The sequence below is a fragment of the Bradyrhizobium sp. SUTN9-2 genome, assembly GCF_003122645.1.
GTDB classification, from domain to species: Bacteria; Pseudomonadota; Alphaproteobacteria; order Rhizobiales; family Xanthobacteraceae; genus Bradyrhizobium; species Bradyrhizobium yuanmingense.
Genome location: NZ_LAXE01000001.1, coordinates 15,235 through 34,125, shown reverse-complemented (window position 1 = coordinate 34,125; position 18,891 = coordinate 15,235). Strand labels below are relative to the sequence as shown.

At 60.4% G+C, this 18,891-nt stretch carries 13 protein-coding genes and 8 pseudogenes; 16 read left to right on the top strand and 5 right to left on the bottom strand.

Annotated features, from left to right (window positions below; genetic code table 11):
• Positions 1-741: 741 nt before the first annotated feature.
• The 6 genes and pseudogenes from XF30_RS00155 to XF30_RS00120 all read left to right on the top strand — a co-directional run.
• Positions 742-966, top strand: a pseudogene (locus tag XF30_RS00155) (ATP-binding protein); the annotation flags it as partial.
• Positions 967-3,029: 2,063 nt separating this feature from the next.
• A complete protein-coding gene (locus tag XF30_RS00145) occupies positions 3,030-5,030 on the top strand; it encodes a c-type cytochrome (RefSeq protein WP_109141579.1) in 2,001 nt (666 codons plus the stop codon).
• 125 nt (positions 5,031-5,155) lie between these two features.
• On the top strand, positions 5,156-6,388 hold the full coding sequence (locus tag XF30_RS00140) for a cytochrome P450 (RefSeq protein WP_109141578.1): 1,233 nt from the start codon (positions 5,156-5,158) through the stop codon (positions 6,386-6,388).
• 1,383 nt (positions 6,389-7,771) lie between these two features.
• Positions 7,772-8,083, top strand: a complete 312-nt coding sequence (locus XF30_RS00130; RefSeq protein WP_109141577.1) for a hypothetical protein — start codon at positions 7,772-7,774, stop codon at positions 8,081-8,083.
• 17 nt (positions 8,084-8,100) lie between these two features.
• Positions 8,101-8,728 (top strand): annotated as a pseudogene (locus XF30_RS40010) (Mu transposase domain-containing protein); the annotation flags it as partial.
• Positions 8,728-9,051, top strand: coding sequence for an ATP-binding protein (locus XF30_RS00120; RefSeq protein ID WP_225130555.1), 324 nt, complete (start codon positions 8,728-8,730; stop codon positions 9,049-9,051). The pseudogene XF30_RS40010 and the gene XF30_RS00120, both read left to right, overlap by 1 nt.
• A gap of 276 nt (positions 9,052-9,327) precedes the next feature.
• Here XF30_RS00120 and XF30_RS38965 read toward each other — a convergent pair whose 3' ends face one another.
• The 4 genes and pseudogenes from XF30_RS38965 to XF30_RS40000 form a co-directional block, all read right to left on the bottom strand.
• Positions 9,328-9,861, bottom strand: a complete 534-nt coding sequence (locus XF30_RS38965) for a transposase (RefSeq protein ID WP_225130554.1) — start codon at positions 9,859-9,861, stop codon at positions 9,328-9,330.
• A 121-nt stretch (positions 9,862-9,982) separates the two neighbouring features.
• Complete coding sequence (locus tag XF30_RS40005) at positions 9,983-10,354, bottom strand: recombinase family protein (protein ID WP_225130553.1); 372 nt, start codon at positions 10,352-10,354, stop codon at positions 9,983-9,985.
• A 280-nt stretch (positions 10,355-10,634) separates the two neighbouring features.
• Positions 10,635-10,910 (bottom strand): annotated as a pseudogene (locus XF30_RS38955) (recombinase family protein); the annotation flags it as partial.
• A gap of 350 nt (positions 10,911-11,260) precedes the next feature.
• On the bottom strand, positions 11,261-11,491 hold the full coding sequence (locus tag XF30_RS40000) for a DUF5372 family protein (RefSeq protein WP_502696067.1): 231 nt from the start codon (positions 11,489-11,491) through the stop codon (positions 11,261-11,263).
• Positions 11,492-11,523: 32 nt separating this feature from the next.
• On the opposite strand from XF30_RS40000, the pseudogene XF30_RS00100 reads away from it, so the two are divergent.
• From XF30_RS00100 to XF30_RS00070, 10 genes and pseudogenes are all read left to right on the top strand, one after another.
• Positions 11,524-11,840: pseudogene (locus tag XF30_RS00100) on the top strand (ATP-binding protein); the annotation flags it as partial.
• Between the two features lie 1,268 nt (positions 11,841-13,108).
• The gene (locus XF30_RS00090; protein WP_192893372.1) at positions 13,109-13,750 is read left to right on the top strand and encodes a GNAT family N-acetyltransferase; all 642 of its coding nucleotides are present in this window, start codon (positions 13,109-13,111) and stop codon (positions 13,748-13,750) included.
• Between the two features lie 436 nt (positions 13,751-14,186).
• Positions 14,187-14,354: pseudogene (locus XF30_RS39905) on the top strand (transposase); the annotation flags it as partial.
• A 393-nt stretch (positions 14,355-14,747) separates the two neighbouring features.
• Positions 14,748-15,035: pseudogene (locus XF30_RS39735) on the top strand (ribonucleotide reductase N-terminal alpha domain-containing protein); the annotation flags it as partial.
• Positions 15,036-15,050: 15 nt separating this feature from the next.
• Positions 15,051-15,803 (top strand): ribonucleotide reductase barrel domain-containing protein, encoded by a 753-nt coding sequence (locus tag XF30_RS39730; protein WP_276519415.1) that lies wholly within the window; start codon positions 15,051-15,053, stop codon positions 15,801-15,803.
• A complete protein-coding gene (locus tag XF30_RS39725) occupies positions 15,791-15,973 on the top strand; it encodes a ribonucleotide reductase barrel domain-containing protein (RefSeq protein ID WP_276519412.1) in 183 nt (60 codons plus the stop codon). The genes XF30_RS39730 and XF30_RS39725 overlap by 13 nt, the downstream gene beginning before the upstream one ends.
• A gap of 2 nt (positions 15,974-15,975) precedes the next feature.
• Complete coding sequence (locus tag XF30_RS38945; RefSeq protein ID WP_276519413.1) at positions 15,976-16,452, top strand: ribonucleotide reductase barrel domain-containing protein; 477 nt, start codon at positions 15,976-15,978, stop codon at positions 16,450-16,452.
• Positions 16,379-16,633, top strand: a complete 255-nt coding sequence (locus XF30_RS39900) for a ribonucleotide reductase barrel domain-containing protein (protein ID WP_346656856.1) — start codon at positions 16,379-16,381, stop codon at positions 16,631-16,633. Before XF30_RS38945 ends, XF30_RS39900 begins: the two co-directional genes overlap by 74 nt.
• Positions 16,566-16,820 (top strand): annotated as a pseudogene (locus tag XF30_RS39895) (hypothetical protein); the annotation flags it as partial. The gene XF30_RS39900 and the pseudogene XF30_RS39895, both read left to right, overlap by 68 nt.
• A gap of 52 nt (positions 16,821-16,872) precedes the next feature.
• Positions 16,873-17,570: pseudogene (locus XF30_RS00070) on the top strand (outer membrane protein).
• Between the two features lie 893 nt (positions 17,571-18,463).
• Here XF30_RS00070 and XF30_RS37955 read toward each other — a convergent pair.
• Positions 18,464-18,613, bottom strand: coding sequence for a hypothetical protein (locus tag XF30_RS37955; RefSeq protein WP_158284318.1), 150 nt, complete (start codon positions 18,611-18,613; stop codon positions 18,464-18,466).
• Between the last annotated feature and the right edge of the window lie 278 nt (positions 18,614-18,891).

Genomic DNA, 18,891 nt, shown 5'->3' with positions numbered 1-18,891 from the left:
TGGCGCGGACGCTGCGGGCGACCGTTCGCTCGGATAGAGAAGCGCTGTCCTGCGCCGTGACGGCTCGGACTCGCCAAGGCGCGGATCAAACGTTCGCGCCGATCTTCCAGGCAACCTTTAGGCGTACTCTGGAATTCGGTGTTCTTTCGGCTTGATGTTATTCTCGCCACACGCATCCGATTAACCACGAGGTGAGGGCGAAACTAGCTAGTGGCTCGTCACAGTGATTTTGATGGTTTGATACCGGCCAGCTTAGGATCGGCAAGTTTTCTGGCGGCGCGAGGATTTCGATGCTTCTGGGGATGCAGGATTCGGCGGGTGGCCGTCCGAACATGTGCGAATAGTATAGATGAACGCCAGATAATGGCCCTGCTTCTCGGTAAAGCGTGCGTCTGGTTTTTGACTCATGGATCGATTCATCCGTGCCTCCTTAGTCGTCCGTGAAGAACAGGTAAGGGGCTGATCTGGAGGCGCTTTTTTTCCGGCTGCGGCGACTTTGTGTGATTGCAGGCTTTGACAGTGCGGTAGCTCGGAACCTGCAATTTGCAGTTTGAGATTCCCTCGAATCGCACGGCATGATTCGGCGCTCGTGTCGGAAGGAGCCGATGCGACCGAAGAAGCCGAAGGCGACGGAGGAAGGTGATCTGTTCCGGGCCATGCTCGAGCAGATCATCAACATGGAGCACGAGCTGGTTCAGCACGCCGGCAAGATCAATTGGGACTGGATCGACTATCGACATGAAGGCGTCGCGCGGGCTCGACAAGCCGCTGTTCCAAAAGCTCGTCGCCGTCGAGTGGATCGACCGGCATCAGAACCTGCTCATCATCGGCCCGACCGGCGTCGGCAAGAGCTGGATTGCTTGCGCCTTGGGCCACAAGGCCTGCCGCGACAACCGCTCCGTGCTCTGTCAGCGGCTGCCGCGGCTGTTCGAGGCGCTTGCCCTCGCGCAGGGCGACGGCCGATGGTTGGGTTGCCGATGAGCTTCGCGCTTTCGCTTCCTTGTAGACGTTGCTGATCGACTCGCGGATGTTGCGACACGGCACCATCGACGAACCGCGTTCGGATGCGAGATAGGCGTGATAGCCATCGATCTTTTGGCGAGCATCTCCTGCACGAGCGCCGGATCAAAGTCGATAGCGACTGCTGCTGACTTTGCCGTCGTTTGTCCCTGTTGCGTTGCTTGGCCTCGGCGAGCTCTCATGCGCTTGACCTTGCCGATGATAGCGTTGCGAGATACGCATCGCCACCCCTCGCAGACACCTAGTGGCCCGCGCTCCACATGCATTGCAGAAGCGACACGTCCTCAGTATCCCATGCCGATGTGGCTTGATTGACCATCGTTCGTCATCGTCACGAGCACGAGTCGATGGTCGTTTTGATTGTCGCCAAAGCAGTGCGTGTCGATGTTTACGCTTGTTCGCCGCTATTCGATGTTCGGAAAAGTTTTTGGCTGCGACGATCGGCCTGCCTTATAAAATAGGCAGACGAACGTGCATTTATGCCCGCGGTTGCATCGTGTCCGGAAAGTTGATCCGCTTACGTTCGCGGCTGTTGACAACATGCATAAACGGCGTTGCAATCACCAGCACGACAAACGGCGGTGAGTTTACCAACTAACAACAGCAGCTAGAACACGACGGCGTTACTGCTCGCACACGGCTACTAGCGTGAGTACCCGAGCGTTTGCGCGGAAGGATGGGCCATGCAGTCGATTCCTTGCTAGGTGTCGTCGGTGCCGGGGATCGTGTCGTTTTCGGAATACTGCCAGAGCTTCCGGTGCCGCGACGCTGACGTCTCCGGAGGTAACAATGCTGACGTCGACTCGACTTCAACCATTTCAACGGCGACGATGCAAACTTGGTCGCTTGGATCAGCCCTGCGGGCAGCAGGCCGCCGGGGCCGCGCCGCGGATGGTCGAGCAGCGCCTGGACGGCCTCGTGCAGATCGTCGAGCGGGGCTCAAACCCACCTTCGAGAAGGTCGTTCAATTCGAGCCGCAGCATCTCGTCATCCCAATTGGTGCGTCGAAGGCCTCGATGAGACGCGACCAAGCGCGAAGCTCGAGACAATACCCGAGAGTGTACCAACAGCAACGGGACAGCTCGCAGAGATGGAAGCAAAAGTAAAAAGATCAAACAGCGTCATAGCAAGTCCGCCGATCTGGAAGCTAAGCGCGCGCTGAACCGCGTGAAGGAGGGTGACCCGGAGGGATATGAGGCCTTCCTTCGCAAGCGTGAGAACCGCGGGGACACTGGCGGTTTCGGCCCGGCTGGACGGGCGAGGCCATAGTCACCACCACATTCCTCGCCGTCGCATTCGCACAACTCTGGCGCGTCGTCGCCATGCGCAGCAGCCGCTCCGGTACCGTTGTCAACGAGTTCACGCGCAATCCATGGGTCTGGCTGCGCTCGGCCTGTACGGCCCTCTGCTCGCAGTCCCTCTCTACTGGCTGCCGATGACCGACGTCTTCCACGTCTGCCACCGACGCTCACGATGTGTAGCATTGTCGCGGGCTACAGCTTGACGCCGATGCTGCTAATTCAGGTCAGCCGCGCCGTCATCGTGCTTGCCAAACGAAGCCGTTAAATGGTAGCCGCGTTGCTTGACTCGAATTCGCCGTCTGCATCATCGTGATCGGCGTGGCCGGATGTATGCTCATGGTCATTGCGCCCTACGGAGTCCTGATCTCCGAGTGCGAGCCTATTGCCCTCAGGCGCCCGGCCGATTCCGTTCGCTCGCGTTCCCGCGGATTACAGCCCCCGATCTCCCACAGCGGACCCAACGTCACTGCAAATTCGATCGCGAGGATGGGATGGCGGCTCGAACAAGAGCTCGTCCGAACGCTCTAGATGTTCTTGTTATGCGGTCAAGTTCGCCCATTCCACAGACCACCGATTGTGACGTCAGAAAGAATAGTGATCGCGTCTCAAGGACGTCAACAGCAGGGGTAAGCCTACAAGATCATGTAGTTGTAGTATTACTGTTTGCACGGCTCTCTGCTGGTGGCCGTTCGCTGACACGGGGGAGCCATGTCGACAGTTCCCAGCGCAATTCGGCGCCTTTGGTGGCGACGCTTTCTTGTTCTTCTGGCGATCGTCGTGGTCATTGCTTTGATCGCAGTCATGACCAGCTCCCAGCTTGGCGCGACAATCGAAGCTCTGACGCCGCCTGCTCTCCCTGAACCGGTTTCCGCGAGCGAGCAGGTTTCGCTCGATCAGGGCTGGAACGCCGAAGACGCCGATCGATTCCATCATAAAGCCCAGGGCACGCAGACCTTACCGATCCCGCTGTCATGGTTTCTCGCCCTGGAAGCGCCGCTGAACTCGCCTTTCGCTATCCCCTTTTTCAAACGAGAACGGTTTTCTGACAACCGCTATTTACTGCGGTTTGGATTCATAGAGTCTGCCGAAAGCGAGAACAATGAGTACGGTTTGCCGATCGGCTTTGCATATTCGCCGTTTCAGTCGATCCGCGGACTTTCGCGTAAGGAGACTGCCGTTGGATTGACCTGTGCCGCGTGCCATACCGGCCAACTGATCTTCAAAGAGAAGCGCTATGTCATTGAAGGCGGCCCCGCCGTGACCGATCTCGGTCAATTGACAAATGCGCTCCGCGCTGCGCTCGCACAGACCGCTTTGTCGGCAAAGCTACCCTTCTTCGACGGTCGCTTCGGGCGGTTCGCGAAGCGCGTTTTAGGAACCGAGTACAGCGATCTTACACGCGTCCAACTGTCCAAGGAGCTCGATGGAATACTTGGTGCTCTGATCGATCAGCCCGCTGGGATCGACGTCACGGAAGGGTTTACCCGCCTCGATGCGCTCAATCGCATCGGCAACCAGGTGTTCGCACTCGACCCCAAGCGCTACGGCAACTACGTCAACCTCAACGCCCCTGTCAGCTACCCGCACATCTGGACATCGTCATGGTTCGATTGGGTGCAGTACGACGGCTCGATTATGCAGCCATTGGTGCGCAATGCCGGCGAGGCGATGGGGGTTTCGGCGGAGCTCAACCTCACCGCCCCGCCCAAGGGGGGACGTTTTGCCAGCAGCATCCCCTTCGATAATCTGCACTGGATCGAACAACAGCTCGCTGGAAAGGACCAGCCGCTGGTGGCGAAAGCCTTCACCGGACTGAATGCGCCGGCCTGGCCCGACAGCTTTCCTGCGATCGACAAAGCCAAGGCCGCCGTGGGAGCCCAACTCTACGACAAACATTGCAGCGGCTGCCATCTTCCAGCGCTGACGCCGGACATCGTGCACGGCAGGGCCCCGGACGCGGAGTTCTGGAAGAACTTCGGCCCTATCCGCTGGCGCGGTCGCGATGGGCAGGAGAAGCAGACGAGGGAATCCGTACTCAACGTCAAGATCATCAAGCAAAGCCATATCGGCACCGATCCGGCCCAGGGCGACGTGCTGCGCAATCGCACCGTGGACACCGCCGGCAGCGAACTGGCCAGGGCGGGCCAGAGCAGCCCAGGACTCGGCCTCGACATCGATGTCTGCCAACGGAAGGCTGACAACACGCTGGATACGATCCACCTCTCGGACCATGCGATGCAACTCTACGCGCTTGCGCTCGGCGCCGTGGTCCAATCCGGCATCGACGAATGGCTTCGGTCGACCGGGACGGTCCAAGCGGAGATCGAAGGCGATCGGCCGAACTGTCTCGCGGCAGGTTTCGGCTATAAGGCGCGTCCGCTGAACGGCGTATGGGCGACTGCGCCGTTCCTGCACAACGGCTCGGTGCCGACGATCTACGATCTGCTCAGCCCGGTTGCGGAGCGCCCACAAGTCTTCCTGCTCGGTGAGCCCAACTTCGATCCTGTCCGCGTCGGTATCGTGACACGGACGGTCGCTCCTGAAGGCAGGACCTACGACAGCAAGGGCTACTTCATCATCGATACGTCGAGGCCCGCCAATCGCAATACCGGCCACGAATTCTCGAACGAGAAGCATGAGGGCGTCATTGGCCCTGCGCTGTCTCCGGAGGAGCGCAACGCAATCATCGAGTTCCTCAAGTCGATCTGAAATTGATTGGGTCAGCTCCAACTGGAGCAATAGCGAAGACCATCTCGCTCCCGCAGGGGGAAAGGTGGACGGAAGCCCGGATCGACCGACCAGGCGAAGCTTTTCGGAGTTAGGGTGCGGCAGCAATGGCGGAACAGAAACAGGGGCCGGCGGCGAAGTTCCTGAAATGGATGATCGCCAAACATCCGGATGCATTGTTCGCATTCATCCGGCGCGTCAGGCCCAACCTGGCGTTGGGCGCCGCGGGGCCGGTGTTCATCACCCGCTTCCCCGACGTGCAGGAAGCGCTGAGCCGCCCCGACATCTTCAACGTCACCTATGCGCCAATGATGGACCCTTCGGTCGGCCCCTTCATGCTCGGCCGCGACTGCACCGAAATAAACCAGCGCGACAAGGGTATCATGCGCGCCTTCATGCGCATGGAGGATCTGCCGGCAATTCGCCAGAAGGTGCGCAGCCTCGCCAATGCGTCTGTCGAAAAGCAGATCTATACCCAGAACCAGATCGACGTGGTCAGCACGTTGTCGCGCCTGGTGCCCATTCAGCTGACCCGAGAATATTTCGGCTTTCCCGGCCCCGATCTGGCCTCGATGTTCCGCTGGTCGCGCGCGACGCAATATGACATGTTTCACAACCTGGACAAAGATCCGAAGGTGCACCAGGACAACATTGACGCTGGGCAGGAGATGCGCGCCTATCTGACACAACTGCTCCCGCAGCGGCGCGAGCAGCTGAAAAATGGGGCGCCGCTCGAGGACGTGTTCAGCCGCCTGCTGAATAGCCATTTTGACGATTCGATCGGCTTCGCCGATGAACGCATTATTACCAATATGATGGGCACACTGGTCGGCGGGATTGAGACCACATCGGCGGCCATCGTGCAGCTGCTCGACGAGTTGTTCAAGCGCCCGAGGATCCTGAAGGAGGCCATCGACGTCGCCAGCAGCAACAATGACCATCTGATGTATCGCTATTGCTGGGAAGCGCTGCGCTTCAACCCGATCAATCCGTTCGTGGTGCGCCACTGCCGGACCGATTACCGGATAGCCAAGGGCTCGCTGCGCGCGACGACAATCAAGGCCGGCAGCACGGTGCTGATCTCGACCCGGTCGGCGATGCGCGATGGCTTGCAACTGCCGGCGCCGTCCAGCTTCGCGATCGACCGGCCGGAGTCGGTCTACATGCATCTGGGCTACGGGATGCACACCTGCCTCGGCGACCAGATCAGCCGCATCCAAGTTCCGGAAATCGTTCGCCGCATCCTGCAAATCCGGGGCGTGCGTCCCGCCGCGGAGATTGACTACGCAGGAGGGCCGTTTCCAGAACGTTATCCCATCACCTACGACACCCCCATCTGAAGGGCGGACTTCCCAGCAACGAGCCGCGAGTAGGGACTGATCCGGCCGCTGGCGTGGCGGCCTCTGGCGTCAGCACTAGGTCGGTCGTCGCGAAGTCTCCGTCACGCGATGCGCGTGAGATGCGTGAGGCAATAATCAATCGTGTCGGTAGTGTGTTCCGGCTGCGAAACACATCAATAGATGAGAGGCAGAGCTTCGCATGCGCGGCTACTACATTGGCTGACCGAGGAAATGGTTTAAGCGAACGGAAGCCGTATGACGCTGAAGAGGGCCTCGGCAACCGGCAGTTATGCACGAACCTCGCGGAAATCAGCGCAACAGCAATGATACGGTCAAACGGCACCCGCAGGATCACCATTACGCACGACGCCGACGACTACAAACAGCTCTGCTCGCTGATACACTCTTTCGACGCTTGGCGCCCGTTATGACAGGCGAATAGGACAGGCAAACCGTCAATTTTACCGGCTTCTTCATCGATCTCGCGGCCGCATTGGTCTGCGGTTGCACGCGTTTCCCCGTAGCTGTCCGGATTGGCAAGTGTTGGAACACGGTGTTCTACTTGAAAGAACACCGGCTGAGGGATTTTATACTTAAACTGTCTTTTCACTAAATTCCGGTGGCGAGGCCGCGGGACTGCATCGTCTCGCGGCCCCATTGATTTTTCGTCGTTGAGGTCCGGGCCAGCTCCTCCACCGAATTCCGACTCTTTACTCCCAGAAGGGGTAATCGCTTCGATCGCCCGTTGGCATTCAGACGCGTCAAATTCGGGCCGTCGGCAAGTCCTCGCTGGACAGCATTCCGGAGTATGTTGTCGTGGAGTGCACATGGCTGCTGCCAACCTGATCGACAGTAGCGACGGCGATCGTACGAAAACGCGCTCCGCATCGAACATGGCGCGTGGTGTTTGACGTCCCAAGATGGCTGGAGTTCTCCCATCAAGACAGCTTCGGCCGAGCTTGTTTGGCTTTCTAGCTCTGCCAAAGGGCAGAGCCAGACTGATAAAACAAAGTCGGCTCGCTGTCGCGCGCGCCATCGAAAACTGCCCCCTCGACGTCACGAGGAATTGCCCCCTCCTGGGATAGCCGAGGAGAGAGCGAATGAACGAGGAACGAATCGAAGGCTTGTCGTGGAGTAATTCACAGGGGCAGGTGATGAATACGCCGGATGACGTGACGGAGATGTTGCACCTGAGGGTGTGTGGGTGAGGTCTGAAGCGGATTGCGCGCCAGCTGGGCTGCAGACGGTGAAGGACTACGTGGCGCGGGTGGGTGAAGCCTTCAAGTCGCCTGAGCGGGCGAAGCGGGTCATGGCCTTGAAGGCTGGCTGCGCGAGAGGTTCATTCGACATCGCGGCAATGCGGATGCGGTCCGTCACGACCTGTTGGCCGAAAACGGCTTGGCGGTCAGCCGGCGAACGCTGCGACGCGCCGTGCAGCCCTACCGCCAGGCACTGAGGGCCGAAGCTCTGGCGACGACCCGGTTCGAGACGCCCCCGGGGCGGCAGCTACAGATCGACTTCGGCGAGCGTCTGGTCGATATCGGCGGGGCGAAGGTCAAAGCATTTGTGTTCGTGGCGACCCGCGCCGAAAAGCAAGAGCACTGGTTCGCTGGGCTCGAGAGCGCATTCACGACCTTGCCGGAGGAAGTGCTGAAGGACAATCCACGCGCGCTCGTGGTGCGCCACGACAGGTGAGCCGGTCGGTTCAGTTTAACGACAAGCTCATCACGTTCGCGAAGCATTGGGGCTTCCGTCCTCGCGCCTGCGCACCGTATCGGGCGCGCACAAAGGGCAAGACGGAGAATGGCGTCCACTACGTGAAGAAGAACGTGATCGCGGAGCATTCCTTCGCGAGCTGGGAGGCATTCGAGACGCATCTCGCCGAGTGGGAGGGCGGGGTGGCGAACGTACGTATCCACGGCACGACGGGCGTGGCGCCGATCACTCGCTTTGCGTGTGACGAGGTACACCGGTCGAAGCCGCTCGGCGTCGCTCGGATCGCCGCGCGAACTGGCCCGCGTCGTCGGCAACGATTGTGCTGTCGAGATCGACACGACCAACTACGGTACCCTGGCGGCTGATCAGCGAGCGCGTGGCGGTGACGGTCGCGGCTGGCGAGGTGCGCATCCACCATGGCATGCGCGAGGTTGCGGTCACAGGCAATCGGAGGATCGCCGGCTGCGGATCGTCGAGTTCGCCCACCTCGACGGGGTTGCCTGTCGCGATGGCGCGGTCTGCCAACCAGCAACCGCGACACCGACAGTGCCGGCGCCTTCACCACTGCGCTCGTTGTTACGTCCTCTTGCCGAATACGAAGCTACGATCGGAGGGAGCTTCTGATGGTGCGTACAAAGAAGGTCACCGAAGCACCAATCGATTGGCTGGGGGACATGCTGGCGCGCTCGCAGCTCTCCGGCATCCGCGACCAGCTCGACAACCTGCCCGACGAGACGGCGCGCGTGAACCTGTCGGCGCATGAGACGCTGATCCTACTGTGCGAGCGCGAGGTCGTGCGCAAGGATCATAGGCGCAGCCGTCGATCGACCGAAGCAGATCCGCGACCTGGCCGCGTCACGTTGGATCGCCAACGGCGAGAACGTGCTGCTGCTCGGCGCGCTCGAGTCAGGTTCATGCTGCCCATCTCGCTACCCCCTTGGAGTTGAAGTTCTTTTTGACCCGGATCGCCAGACGATGGCCGCCGGAACCGCCGCGCCCTTGACTTGATGATGTTCCAGATCAACCGCTTTGACCATCCACGGTGCGCCTTTGCACAGCTGCTGCGCAGCCAAGCTCTGTTCTTCGATCAGACGGCGAACCGTCGAAGGACTGACTTTCAACGCAGCTGGGCGCGCTCGTCCTCTCGGTAGGCCGCGATGGCGTGTTGGTTGCGCAGACTGCGAACGCGGACGCGGGCCCAACTGTTGCCACGCCCTGTCGACCTACTGACGCGGTTGAGAACCGCGGCGATGGTGCTGTCGGGCATCTGACGCGCGAGGACACGAACGAGATCGACCACATCCGCCGCGGTGCTCGCCGGTGCGGTTCCTCCTCACCTGCAATGCCGTGTAATCGCCGCCATGCCAGTGGACAATCAAGTCCAGCACCTCGTCGCGGATGCGCACAACGATCTCATTGATCAAGCTTCGGATGATCCTGTTGCGCGTCGCAGCTGTTGCACCCGGACTTTCCCAAGCTCTCTTGAGTTCGGAACCAGGCGCAAGTAACCGATCGCGATCGATGTCGCTCAACGTCATCTCCGGCGTAGCCAACAACGTGTCGCGCTCGCCCTCAAGCTCGCGGACAGTGACCAGGCGTTCGTTCCAGCGCCGCTCCAGCTCGCCGGCAACAAGGCGATTGTCCGGCTCGACAGCCTCGTATCGCCGACGAGCGCGAGTTGCCTCGTAGCGTGCCTGCTCCAGAGTCAACTCGAGCTGACGCAGCTTGTCGGCGTGTTCACGGCCGCGCGCTTCCATGGTCGCCAGCGCCGCCCGTATACCCAGCGGCTGCAGCCGCGCGATGACCCCCGCGCTGATCGCGCGATCCGCGCGCAGACCGCCTAATGAGATGCACGGGTCTCCACCATGGTTGATCTGGCTACCGCGGCAATGATACCGCCCGACAGTACTGTGCGTACCGCTGTAGGTAACGTGAAGTTTGCTGCCGCAGTGGCCGCAACGAAGAACCCGCGAGCAGGCCTTCGCCGCTGCGAACCGAGCCTCGACTCATGAAGCTTTTTCCGTTGGCGTTGTCGGTGATCAGGCCCTGATTCTTCTCGAACTCCGCCCACGTAATGTAGCCCTCATGGTGGTCCTTGATCAAAACCTCCCAGTCGTTGCGCTCGCGCCGGAAGCCCCGCACGATCCTCTTGCGGCCGGCCTCGATCGTCACTCGACTGCCCGAGCGCCCGAAGACATAGGCGCCAGCATAGGCGGGATTGGTCAGGATGTGGTAGATCGTATTGTACACGGGTAACTTCCATTCGACGTGGCGCCCCTCGGGGCCATGGCCGACCCCCGGGCAAAGTGATTCGCTCCTGCCGTAAGCAGAGGTGGATCTGGCGCAGTGTCTGCATCTCGGCAAACTTGGTGAACACGAGTGCGAGCGCCTCCTGAATGCGCCGATCAGGGTCCTTGTTGATCCGATCGTTGGAGACCTTGAGGTAGCCGATGGCGACGTTGAGGAAGAGCTCACCCCTGCGTGCCTTCTGCTTCAAGGCTTCAAGCGAGCGTTGCCGAAAGATAGATAGCTCCATCTCGCTCATCGTGCCCTTCATGCCGAGCAGAAGGCGATCGTTGGGATAGCGAGGATCGTCGACGCCATCCTCACCGACGATCAGTGTTCCAACGAGCCCGCAGAACTCCAGGAGCGTGTGCCAATCCCTACCGTTGCGGGCCAGCCGAGAGGCCTCAATCGAGACCACAGCGCCAACTTGCCCTTCGCAAATGGCGGCGACCAGCCTCTCGAATCCGGGACGCGCGGTGCCGCCACCAGAGCGACCGAGTTCGTCGTCGATTACGGCCACCTCGCTCTAGCCCAGCTGCCGGGCAAGGTCGGCCAAGCCGTACTAGCGGCGCTCGCTCTCGCGGTTGTTGATGACCTGGTCTGCCGTCGACTGGCGAACGTAGACGACGGCCTGGCGAGCAAGGTGCTCAGGTGTGATATTGCTCACCGCCGTCCTCCCGGTTCACGTCGTGTGCCTCGACTGCGCTGTCGGTGAGCGCTTCGGTCAGAAGCTCCTCCCAGCATTTGCTGTTGGGCTTCGATTGGAATGCTGCTCTATGTCGGAGGGCTCTCGAACAGATCCCCCTGACGACGTGATGCGTCCGCCATGACGGCCTCCTCGCGAATGGGACGATTCCCTGGAAGAGGAGACTAAGAGCGCCTCGACAAGAAGACGCGCTCCAGTAGACGATCCACCGGAAGCTGCGGATCAGCTTTGAGATGGAAGGAAGCGGCGGCGGGAACCGCCATCCATGCCGGCAGCAGCGTTAAGGTGGCATCAGGTTGTCTGATCACAAAATGCGTCTCACCCCCAAGCCGCTTGCAGGAGACAATGACGACTGACGCTCCGCATCGCGGATGGAACGCGTAAAGGATCTCCACCTCAGATCCCAGACACCCGGCATTATGACGCTGGTCCGCCAGGCGTCGGCAAGACGCACCTGCCGATTGCTCTCGGGCGAGAGGCGATCCTGGACGGGTACACGGTGCAGTTCACCACGGCAACGACGCTGGTCGCGGGCCTCGCCAAGGCGCACGGCGAGCAGCATCTGGACAAGAAACTGCTCGCGCTGTCGAAGCCAAAGCTACTAATCGTCGACGAACTCGACTACCTGCCCCTGAACCCGACGCTGCGCATCTGTTCTTCCGGCTGGTCAGTCGCCGTTACGAAACCGGCGCCATGCTGATCACGTCGAACCGCAGCGTTGCCGAAGGGGCAGTTCTTCATGACGAAAAGGGGGCAGTTCCGGATGGCGTTCGACAGACTATGCTCAAGGTTGAACCCGGGCCAACTCAGCATCAAGGGCGGATAGATCCCTACCCATTCTGGGGAGGTCTTCGCTACAATGCCTCCTGATATGCTGCCCCGGCGACTACAGTTTTCCAAGACAGAATGAATAGCATGACTCACCACGTGGATCTCGGACCCGGTGTGGCAAGCATACCAGCGCCAAGAAATCTTCCAAACCGTTCCGATCAGGGAGTGAGTTGGAACAAGTCCTACGAAGCCATCAACGCTTGTGGCCAAAAACCTCTTTTACGAGAGTTACTCACGCAACTACGTCAGCCTGCTGTCTTTCCCACTATGGCAAGGATCGCGGCGGATACAACTGATCTGGGCGTCAAGTTCGACGAGGGCACGACAGCAACGTTTTCGCTCGATAGAGCTAACGCCGTTGTGCGAGCGATCGACACGTCTGACGATCAATCAAGGCACGAAAGCTCTCGCGCGATCCCAAGTTGCGTTGTCCAGTAGGTCCACGGCGGCAGCGTCGTGGTATCCAGTCGCGTTGCCTTGATCCGAGAATCGCGGCGATGATGCGCCGAGAGCTGTTGGACACAAGAACATCAAGGAGCGCAGACAACATGCGATAATTGGAAAGCCGCTGTACTACGCATATGACTCTGGCAGACGAAAGCTCTCTCTGCCGGTGACCGCGGACACGACGTTGGCAATGGAGGTTTCGCACTTAGCATGTGTTTTGACCAAGAAACTTACGAGAACCACTCAATACGAGACGAGGTGATGATTCCTTGCCTAGTCTGGACCTCGACGCGCGACACCTGGCAAGCTGTTTGCTTGTGCCGGAGCCCGGTTCAGGCAGCCATCGCCCGATGTTCGCCATGCCCTGACTTCTTCGCACTTGCAATCTCAGAGGCGTCCTCATGTCATTCCCTTCGCGGACGGTTGCACCCGAACCGTGTCGACCTTGAGAACGTCGGAGCTTCCTTTGGGAAGGGCGGGGCGGGTTCCAGATAGGGCGTGGAAGCGCAGAAGCCCGCCAGGAATATGTAGATCCAAGCATTGCCTACCAAGGAGCCTTCGTCCGAAGTGGCCGTCAAAGTCAGCCGTCTGAGACAGGCGGAGATCTCGGAAGGGAAACCAAATGCACCCGGCGGGTCCCCGTCGGTGCATCCATTCCGCTCACCGTCAGATGTGTCGATGCCATGCTCCTCCTTGGAAGGCCAATGCCAAAACAGAGCCCCGAAAACGACATCATGACAGAAGAATCAGATATCAGATCTGCGAACGCAAACATTCGTGCAAGCACTGTCTGGACAATTGTGCTCGGCTTTGCCGCGGATCCGTTGATGCGTTGGAGCTGGCCTGACCCAAGGCAATACCTTAGGAGCATGCCTCAGTTCATTGACGCCTGTGGGGGCCGAGCATTTGCACATGGCACAGCCTACGTCGCGGGAGAGATTCGTGGCGCGGCCCTGTGGCTGCCTCCCAACGTGCAGCAAGACGAGGAGGCATTGGATGCAATCATGGCGCTATCCCTGCGCCCGGAGATTACCGAGGATATGGCACACTTGCGGCGGGGAATGGCCGAACATCGTCCCCACGAGCCACATTGGTATCTGCCGCTCATTGCCGTCGATCCGAACTGGATCGGAAAAGGGCTTGGCACGTTGCTGATGAAATACGCCCTTCAACGATGCGATGAGAACGGCATTGTTGCCTACCTCGAAAGCTCGAACCCTGAAAACATTCCCTTTTACCAACGTCACGGCTTCAAGGTCGTTGGTGAGATACAACACGGTTCTTCGCCGCCGCTCACGCCAATGTTGCGAACGGCTTCATTCCGACCCAGCAAGGCCGCGCCGCCGGATCGGCTCGTCACCCAAACTCAAGCATAGCTCCGCCTCATCCCGTTAGGATTGATTGCCAATAACCTGACATGACCGCGTTCGGTCAGGACGGCTTATGTTCGCGGCCCAGACAACTGAGCACGTGAGGCGGCTCGCCCGGCCTGCGAAAAGCATACGAATCGTCTCTTCGGCAAAGTTGGCATGTCTGATGTGAGAGCTGGCGGGGTCAAATCCACTAAGCGTGGGACATTGCCACGGGCGGCTGCATCGATTGCGGTCGGGCTCCAGACAATTTTCATCTAGGGGCCACAGAAAGCGATGAATGGCGAGACGCGTATGGCCGCCGAAACCCGATCCAGCCCAACTCAATTCGCGGACCGCGAACCCATCGATGCCAACATTCAGGATGTCCAGGGTTGCTGTTCCCCTGTTGGAGAATTTGCGACGCCACTTCCAAAGGCTTGAGCACATCTTTGCCGATCGCAGGCGCTGGGTCGTCGAGCGCACCTTTGCGTGGCTCGGCAGATGTCGGCACCTGTGCAAAGACTTCGAAGGTTCCGCCGCTACCGAGCTCGCTTGGCTGCTCGTCGCCCAACTGAGGCTCCTAACTCGCCGATTGGCTGGCCTTGAGAGGTCTATGCTTTTTGAGTGAGGCTCTCAGGACAGGCGCTCGGCGAATTTCGAACCTCGACCTCGGGGCTGCTCCAACTGGTTTACTTGACTGTGCCGTCTTGACGAGCCTAGGCAGGGCCTTCTATATGTGGTGTCGTCTTGGTTTTAAGTTCGCATATATGGTGGCGCGGAGTTGGGGGGAACCCATTGTCTCGGCCGCGGCTATTCCGAGGCATTAGCGCGACAGCGCTGGGAAGGCCGACAGCCGCAGCGACCCGCGAGCCAGGAGACCTAATGCGACAGAACGCATGTGCCCGGGTGGGTCGCTTGCAGCCGGGGACATTTGCCCGGTCTCCTCGCAAGTCGTCCGCACGGTCCCAGCCCCCAAATATCACGGGGTTGCCGATGTCGGCGTCTTACGATTTCGATCAGTATGGTCATCTCATTGAGCTGCCGAGTGTGCGGCAGCCCTCAGCGCAGGCAAAGGTCTTGTGCAGCCCCCAGCATTGCCGGCTCCCCTGCCGAGGCCCCCCCGCGATCGCCAACTCCGTCTGACCTTTCGCTCGATCGGTCGCGCGACGACCTGCTGACCTCGTTTGGTAGGCTGACGCTGACCGACCGCTATCTGCTCGCCGGCGAAGGCCTCCAGGACATGTTCGCCCGAGTGTCTTGCGCCTTCGCGGACAATGTTGCGCATGCCCAACGCCTATATGATGCGATGTCTCGGCTGTGGTTCATGCCGGCCACACCGGTGCTCTCCAACGGCGGCACGCCGCTCGGCCTTCCGATCTCGTGCTTCCTCAACTCAGTCTCGCTCGAAGGCATCGTCGGCACCTGGAACGAGAACGTCTGGCTTGCTTCCAATGGCGGCGGCATCGGCACCTACTGGGGTAATGTTCGCTCAATCGGCGAGAAGGCGAGGGGCGGCGTCACCTCGGGCATCATCCCGTTCATCCACGTCACGGACGGCCTCACGCTGGCGATCAGCCAGGGCTCGTTGCGGCGCGGCTCGGCGGCGGTCTATCTCGATATCCACCATCCCGAGATCGAGGAGTTCCTCGAGATCCGCGAGGCGTCTGGTGACTTCAACCGCAAGAGCCTCAACCTGCATCACGGCGTCAACGTCACCGACGAGTTTATGCGTGCCGTGGGCGCCGGCACCGCATTCGCTCTGCGCAGTCCGAAGACTAACGAGGTCGTCCGCGAGATCGATGCCCGCCAGCTGTGGCAACGCATCCTTGAGAACCGGCTGCAGACCGGCGAGCCTTATCTCTTGTTCATCGACACCGTGAACCGTGCGCTCCCCAAGCACCAGCGCGAGCTCGGCCTCAAGGTCTCGACCTCGAACCTGTGCAGCGAGATTACCCTGTCGACCGGCATCGATCATCGCGGCGAGGAGCGCACCGCGGTGTGCTGCCTGTCGTCGCTCAACCTCGAGACCTGGGACCAGTGGAATAAGGAGCCATCGAGGACGTCATGCGCTTCCTAGACAACGTGCTCAACCACTTCATCATCATGGTGGCGCCGGACGAAATGAAGCGTGCCCGCTACGCCGCCCTGCGCGAGCGCTCCGTTGGCCTCGGCGTCATGGGCTTCCACTCGTTTCTCCAGGCCAAGGGCATTCCAATGGAGGGTGCCCTGGCCAAGTCATTCATCTGAACATGTTCCGAAAACTTCGTCGCGATGCCGATGCGGCATCCGTGGCGCTCGCTCGCGAGCGTGGCCCGTGCCCGGATGCCCTGGAACGCGGCGTGATGGCGCGCTTCAGCCACAAGATCGCAATCGCGCCGACCGCCTCGATCAGCATCATCTGCGGCGGCACCAGCGCCTGCACTGAGCCGATCCCGGCCAACATCAACACGCACAAGACGCTATCCGGCGCCATCTCGGTGCGCAATCCGCACCTCGCTAAGGTGCTGGCCGCGAAAGGCGCCGACACCTCGGCGACCGGGGAGTCGATCATCGCGCACGACGGGTCGGTCGCCCATCTCGACGTCCTGTCGGAGCACGAGAAAGCGATCTTTCGCACCGCTTTCGAGATCGACCAGCGCTGGATCGTCGAGCTTGCCGCCCGACCGCGCCGCGTTGATTTGCCAGAGCCAGTCGATCAACCTCTATCTGCCGGCCGACGTCGATAAGTGGGACCTCCACATGCTGCACTGGACGGCGTGGAAGCGTGGGGTGAAGAGCCTCTACTACTGTCGATCAAAGTCTATCTCGCGCGCGGCGTTCGCCGGCAAGATTGCCGGGGATGCAACGCCGACGCAGCAGCCGGCGCGGCAGCGCACCGACTATGAGGAGCGCCTCACATGTCAGTGATCGATCTGTCGCGCGCCGATCCGCGCACGTTAATCGGCAAAGGACGCGTCGGCCTCTTGACTCGACCGGCAGCTATGACGTCGATCGCTATGCCTGGGCTTACGAGTTCTGGAAGCGCCAGCAGCAGACCCACTGGATGGGCGAGGAGGTGCCGCTCGGCGCCGACCTCAACGACTGGGCTTCGGACCGCGTCACCGACAGCCAGCGCGCGCTGCTCACCCAGATCTTCCGTTTCTTCACTGCCTTACTTCAAAGCGCCTCGGGCGGTCATTCCGATCTACGATTGGAGCGGCTTCTACGTCGGCATCAATGGCGGTGGTGGCTCTGCGCAGCAGTGCTGGGACGTGGTCAACGCTGGCGGCGTGGTCGTCGCTCCGCCTGTTGGCATGGGGCGCCATAATGCGACGGGAGGCACGGTGGGCGGTCACATCGGTTACCGCTGGCAAATAGCGAACTCGGTGTTCGGTCTGGAGACGCAGGGCAATTGGGCCGATTTCAAGGGCTCCAACGCGAACCTTGCTTTCGCAGGCGTCCGGGATGACTCCACGCTTGATGCATTCGGCCTGTTCACGGGCCAAGTCGGCTATGCTTGGAATAACGTGCTGCTCTATGTAAGAGGTGGGGCTGCAGTCGTCCGTGACAAATACCGGGTCTCCGATTTTGCGACCGGGCTCACTATCGGCAACGGCAGCGAAACTCGTTGGGGAGGCACGGTAGGGGCTGCCTTGAATTTGGCTTTGCTGCGAACTGGTCCATCGGAGTTGAATACGACCACCTGTTCATGGGTCGTCGGGATGTGGATTTCTTTTTTTCACCCGGACTCGTGGGTGTTCCGGTGGGCGCTTTTGCAGAGACTGCCCGTATCGGTCAGGACGTCGATAACGGCTTGGTCCGTGTGAACTACCGTTGGGGTGGCGTGATCGCCACGACCTATTGATCGATCTTCGCCAAAAATGGATGTCCAAACACTTCTGCACTTTGGTCAGGCGGAAAGTTGTTGCTGATATAGCGGTCGCATATTTATGTAGCATTGTTCCGGCAATGTGCCGCGGCCGTGTCGCGGCCAAGTTGAGGCAGGATTGGCCGGCAGGAAGGGCGCCGACGACGCGGGTTCGCACCAATATCCTGAGCTGCATCGCGGCATAGAAGCCTTGGCGACAGGACTCGCATCAATAGCGCTATCGGCTTCTTGTCGGTACATCGGCTCGAGCTGGTCAGGCGTGGTGCAAAGGAATCTGGCTGATCTGGTTATGACGCAGCGCCACGGCGAAGATCGCGGCGAACTCAAGCGTGCTGCCGTGGTCGAACGCCAGCCGCTTAGTAGCTGGCTGCGCCGATTTCCCGGACCCGTGCCCCCACCTGCATCACCGTCGGCTTTCCGGCCGTCGGAGAATGATGAGGCAAAAAATAGTTGTGTCACCGTCGTGGTTAACTCGGACCTCGCTTAGGGAGACACAGGTCATCGATTACCATCGTTCCGGTCGGCCGCAGCACGCTCATCGCACGGGCAGCGCACTGAAATGCGAGCCGAGGTGCGAGCCGGGCGCACCTTCGAGCTACGACTTGGTCGACCAGGTCGAGGCCGTTCTAACCGACCTCGGACGAAAGGCCGACGAGCGGTCGAAGCGGCGCTCGTGCGAGGGTGGGACATAACGTCGACGACGTGATGGCTTGCGTCATCGTCGCTGCCGATCTCTGCGCCCGATGAACCTGCCGAACCCCCGCTGGCGCGGATCAATTGGGAGCGCCTCGGCGAGCGGATGCAAAATCTCGAGAGGTGGATCGGCAGCGCTGAAGCGGAACTCTTGTGTTAGGACAGAAACGCGGCCGTCATCCGAGCCGCATTGCCAGCGTCTGCTCGTAGTAGATCACCTCCGCGAAGCCACGGCCGAGGAAGACCGCCAGCGGCTCGGCGACGAAATCAAACGCGAAGGGGGAGGATTTTGTCCGATATTTGTCGGTTTTCGTTCGCAGCGGCACTGACGCCGCCGCGACATCATGTCGAGCAGCAGCCGCGTCTGCGGCGAAGGCAGACGGACGTACGACCTTTTACGGCCCTGAACATCGGCCTGAGCGGCTCTCGAGCAATGAAGCTACCGAAACGATATAGCCTATCCGGAGACTTTCGTTCATCTCGATGTGTTAGGCCCGCTGGCATTGGCATATGTTCGAAGAAAAGCGCGAAGCCGTGCCTGCCATTGATCAGCGAACATGACGGATGTGCGGATTGACACTTCGACGTGGGAGCGCGAGTACGG

Excerpts from the sequence above, each read along its gene's own strand:
- XF30_RS39725 (WP_276519412.1), top strand. The coding sequence starts at position 15,791 with ATGCGCTTCCTAGACAACGTGCTCAACCACTTCATCATCATGGTGGCG.
- XF30_RS00145 (WP_109141579.1), top strand. The coding sequence starts at position 3,030 with ATGTCGACAGTTCCCAGCGCAATTCGGCGCCTTTGGTGGCGACGCTTT.
- XF30_RS39730 (WP_276519415.1), top strand. The coding sequence starts at position 15,051 with ATGCCGGCCACACCGGTGCTCTCCAACGGCGGCACGCCGCTCGGCCTT.
- XF30_RS00120 (WP_225130555.1), top strand. The coding sequence starts at position 8,728 with ATGGTGCGTACAAAGAAGGTCACCGAAGCACCAATCGATTGGCTGGGG.
- XF30_RS00090 (WP_192893372.1), top strand. The coding sequence starts at position 13,109 with ATGACAGAAGAATCAGATATCAGATCTGCGAACGCAAACATTCGTGCA.
- XF30_RS00140 (WP_109141578.1), top strand. The coding sequence starts at position 5,156 with ATGGCGGAACAGAAACAGGGGCCGGCGGCGAAGTTCCTGAAATGGATG.
- XF30_RS38965 (WP_225130554.1), bottom strand. The coding sequence starts at position 9,861 with ATGGAAGCGCGCGGCCGTGAACACGCCGACAAGCTGCGTCAGCTCGAG.
- XF30_RS38945 (WP_276519413.1), top strand. The coding sequence starts at position 15,976 with ATGTTCCGAAAACTTCGTCGCGATGCCGATGCGGCATCCGTGGCGCTC.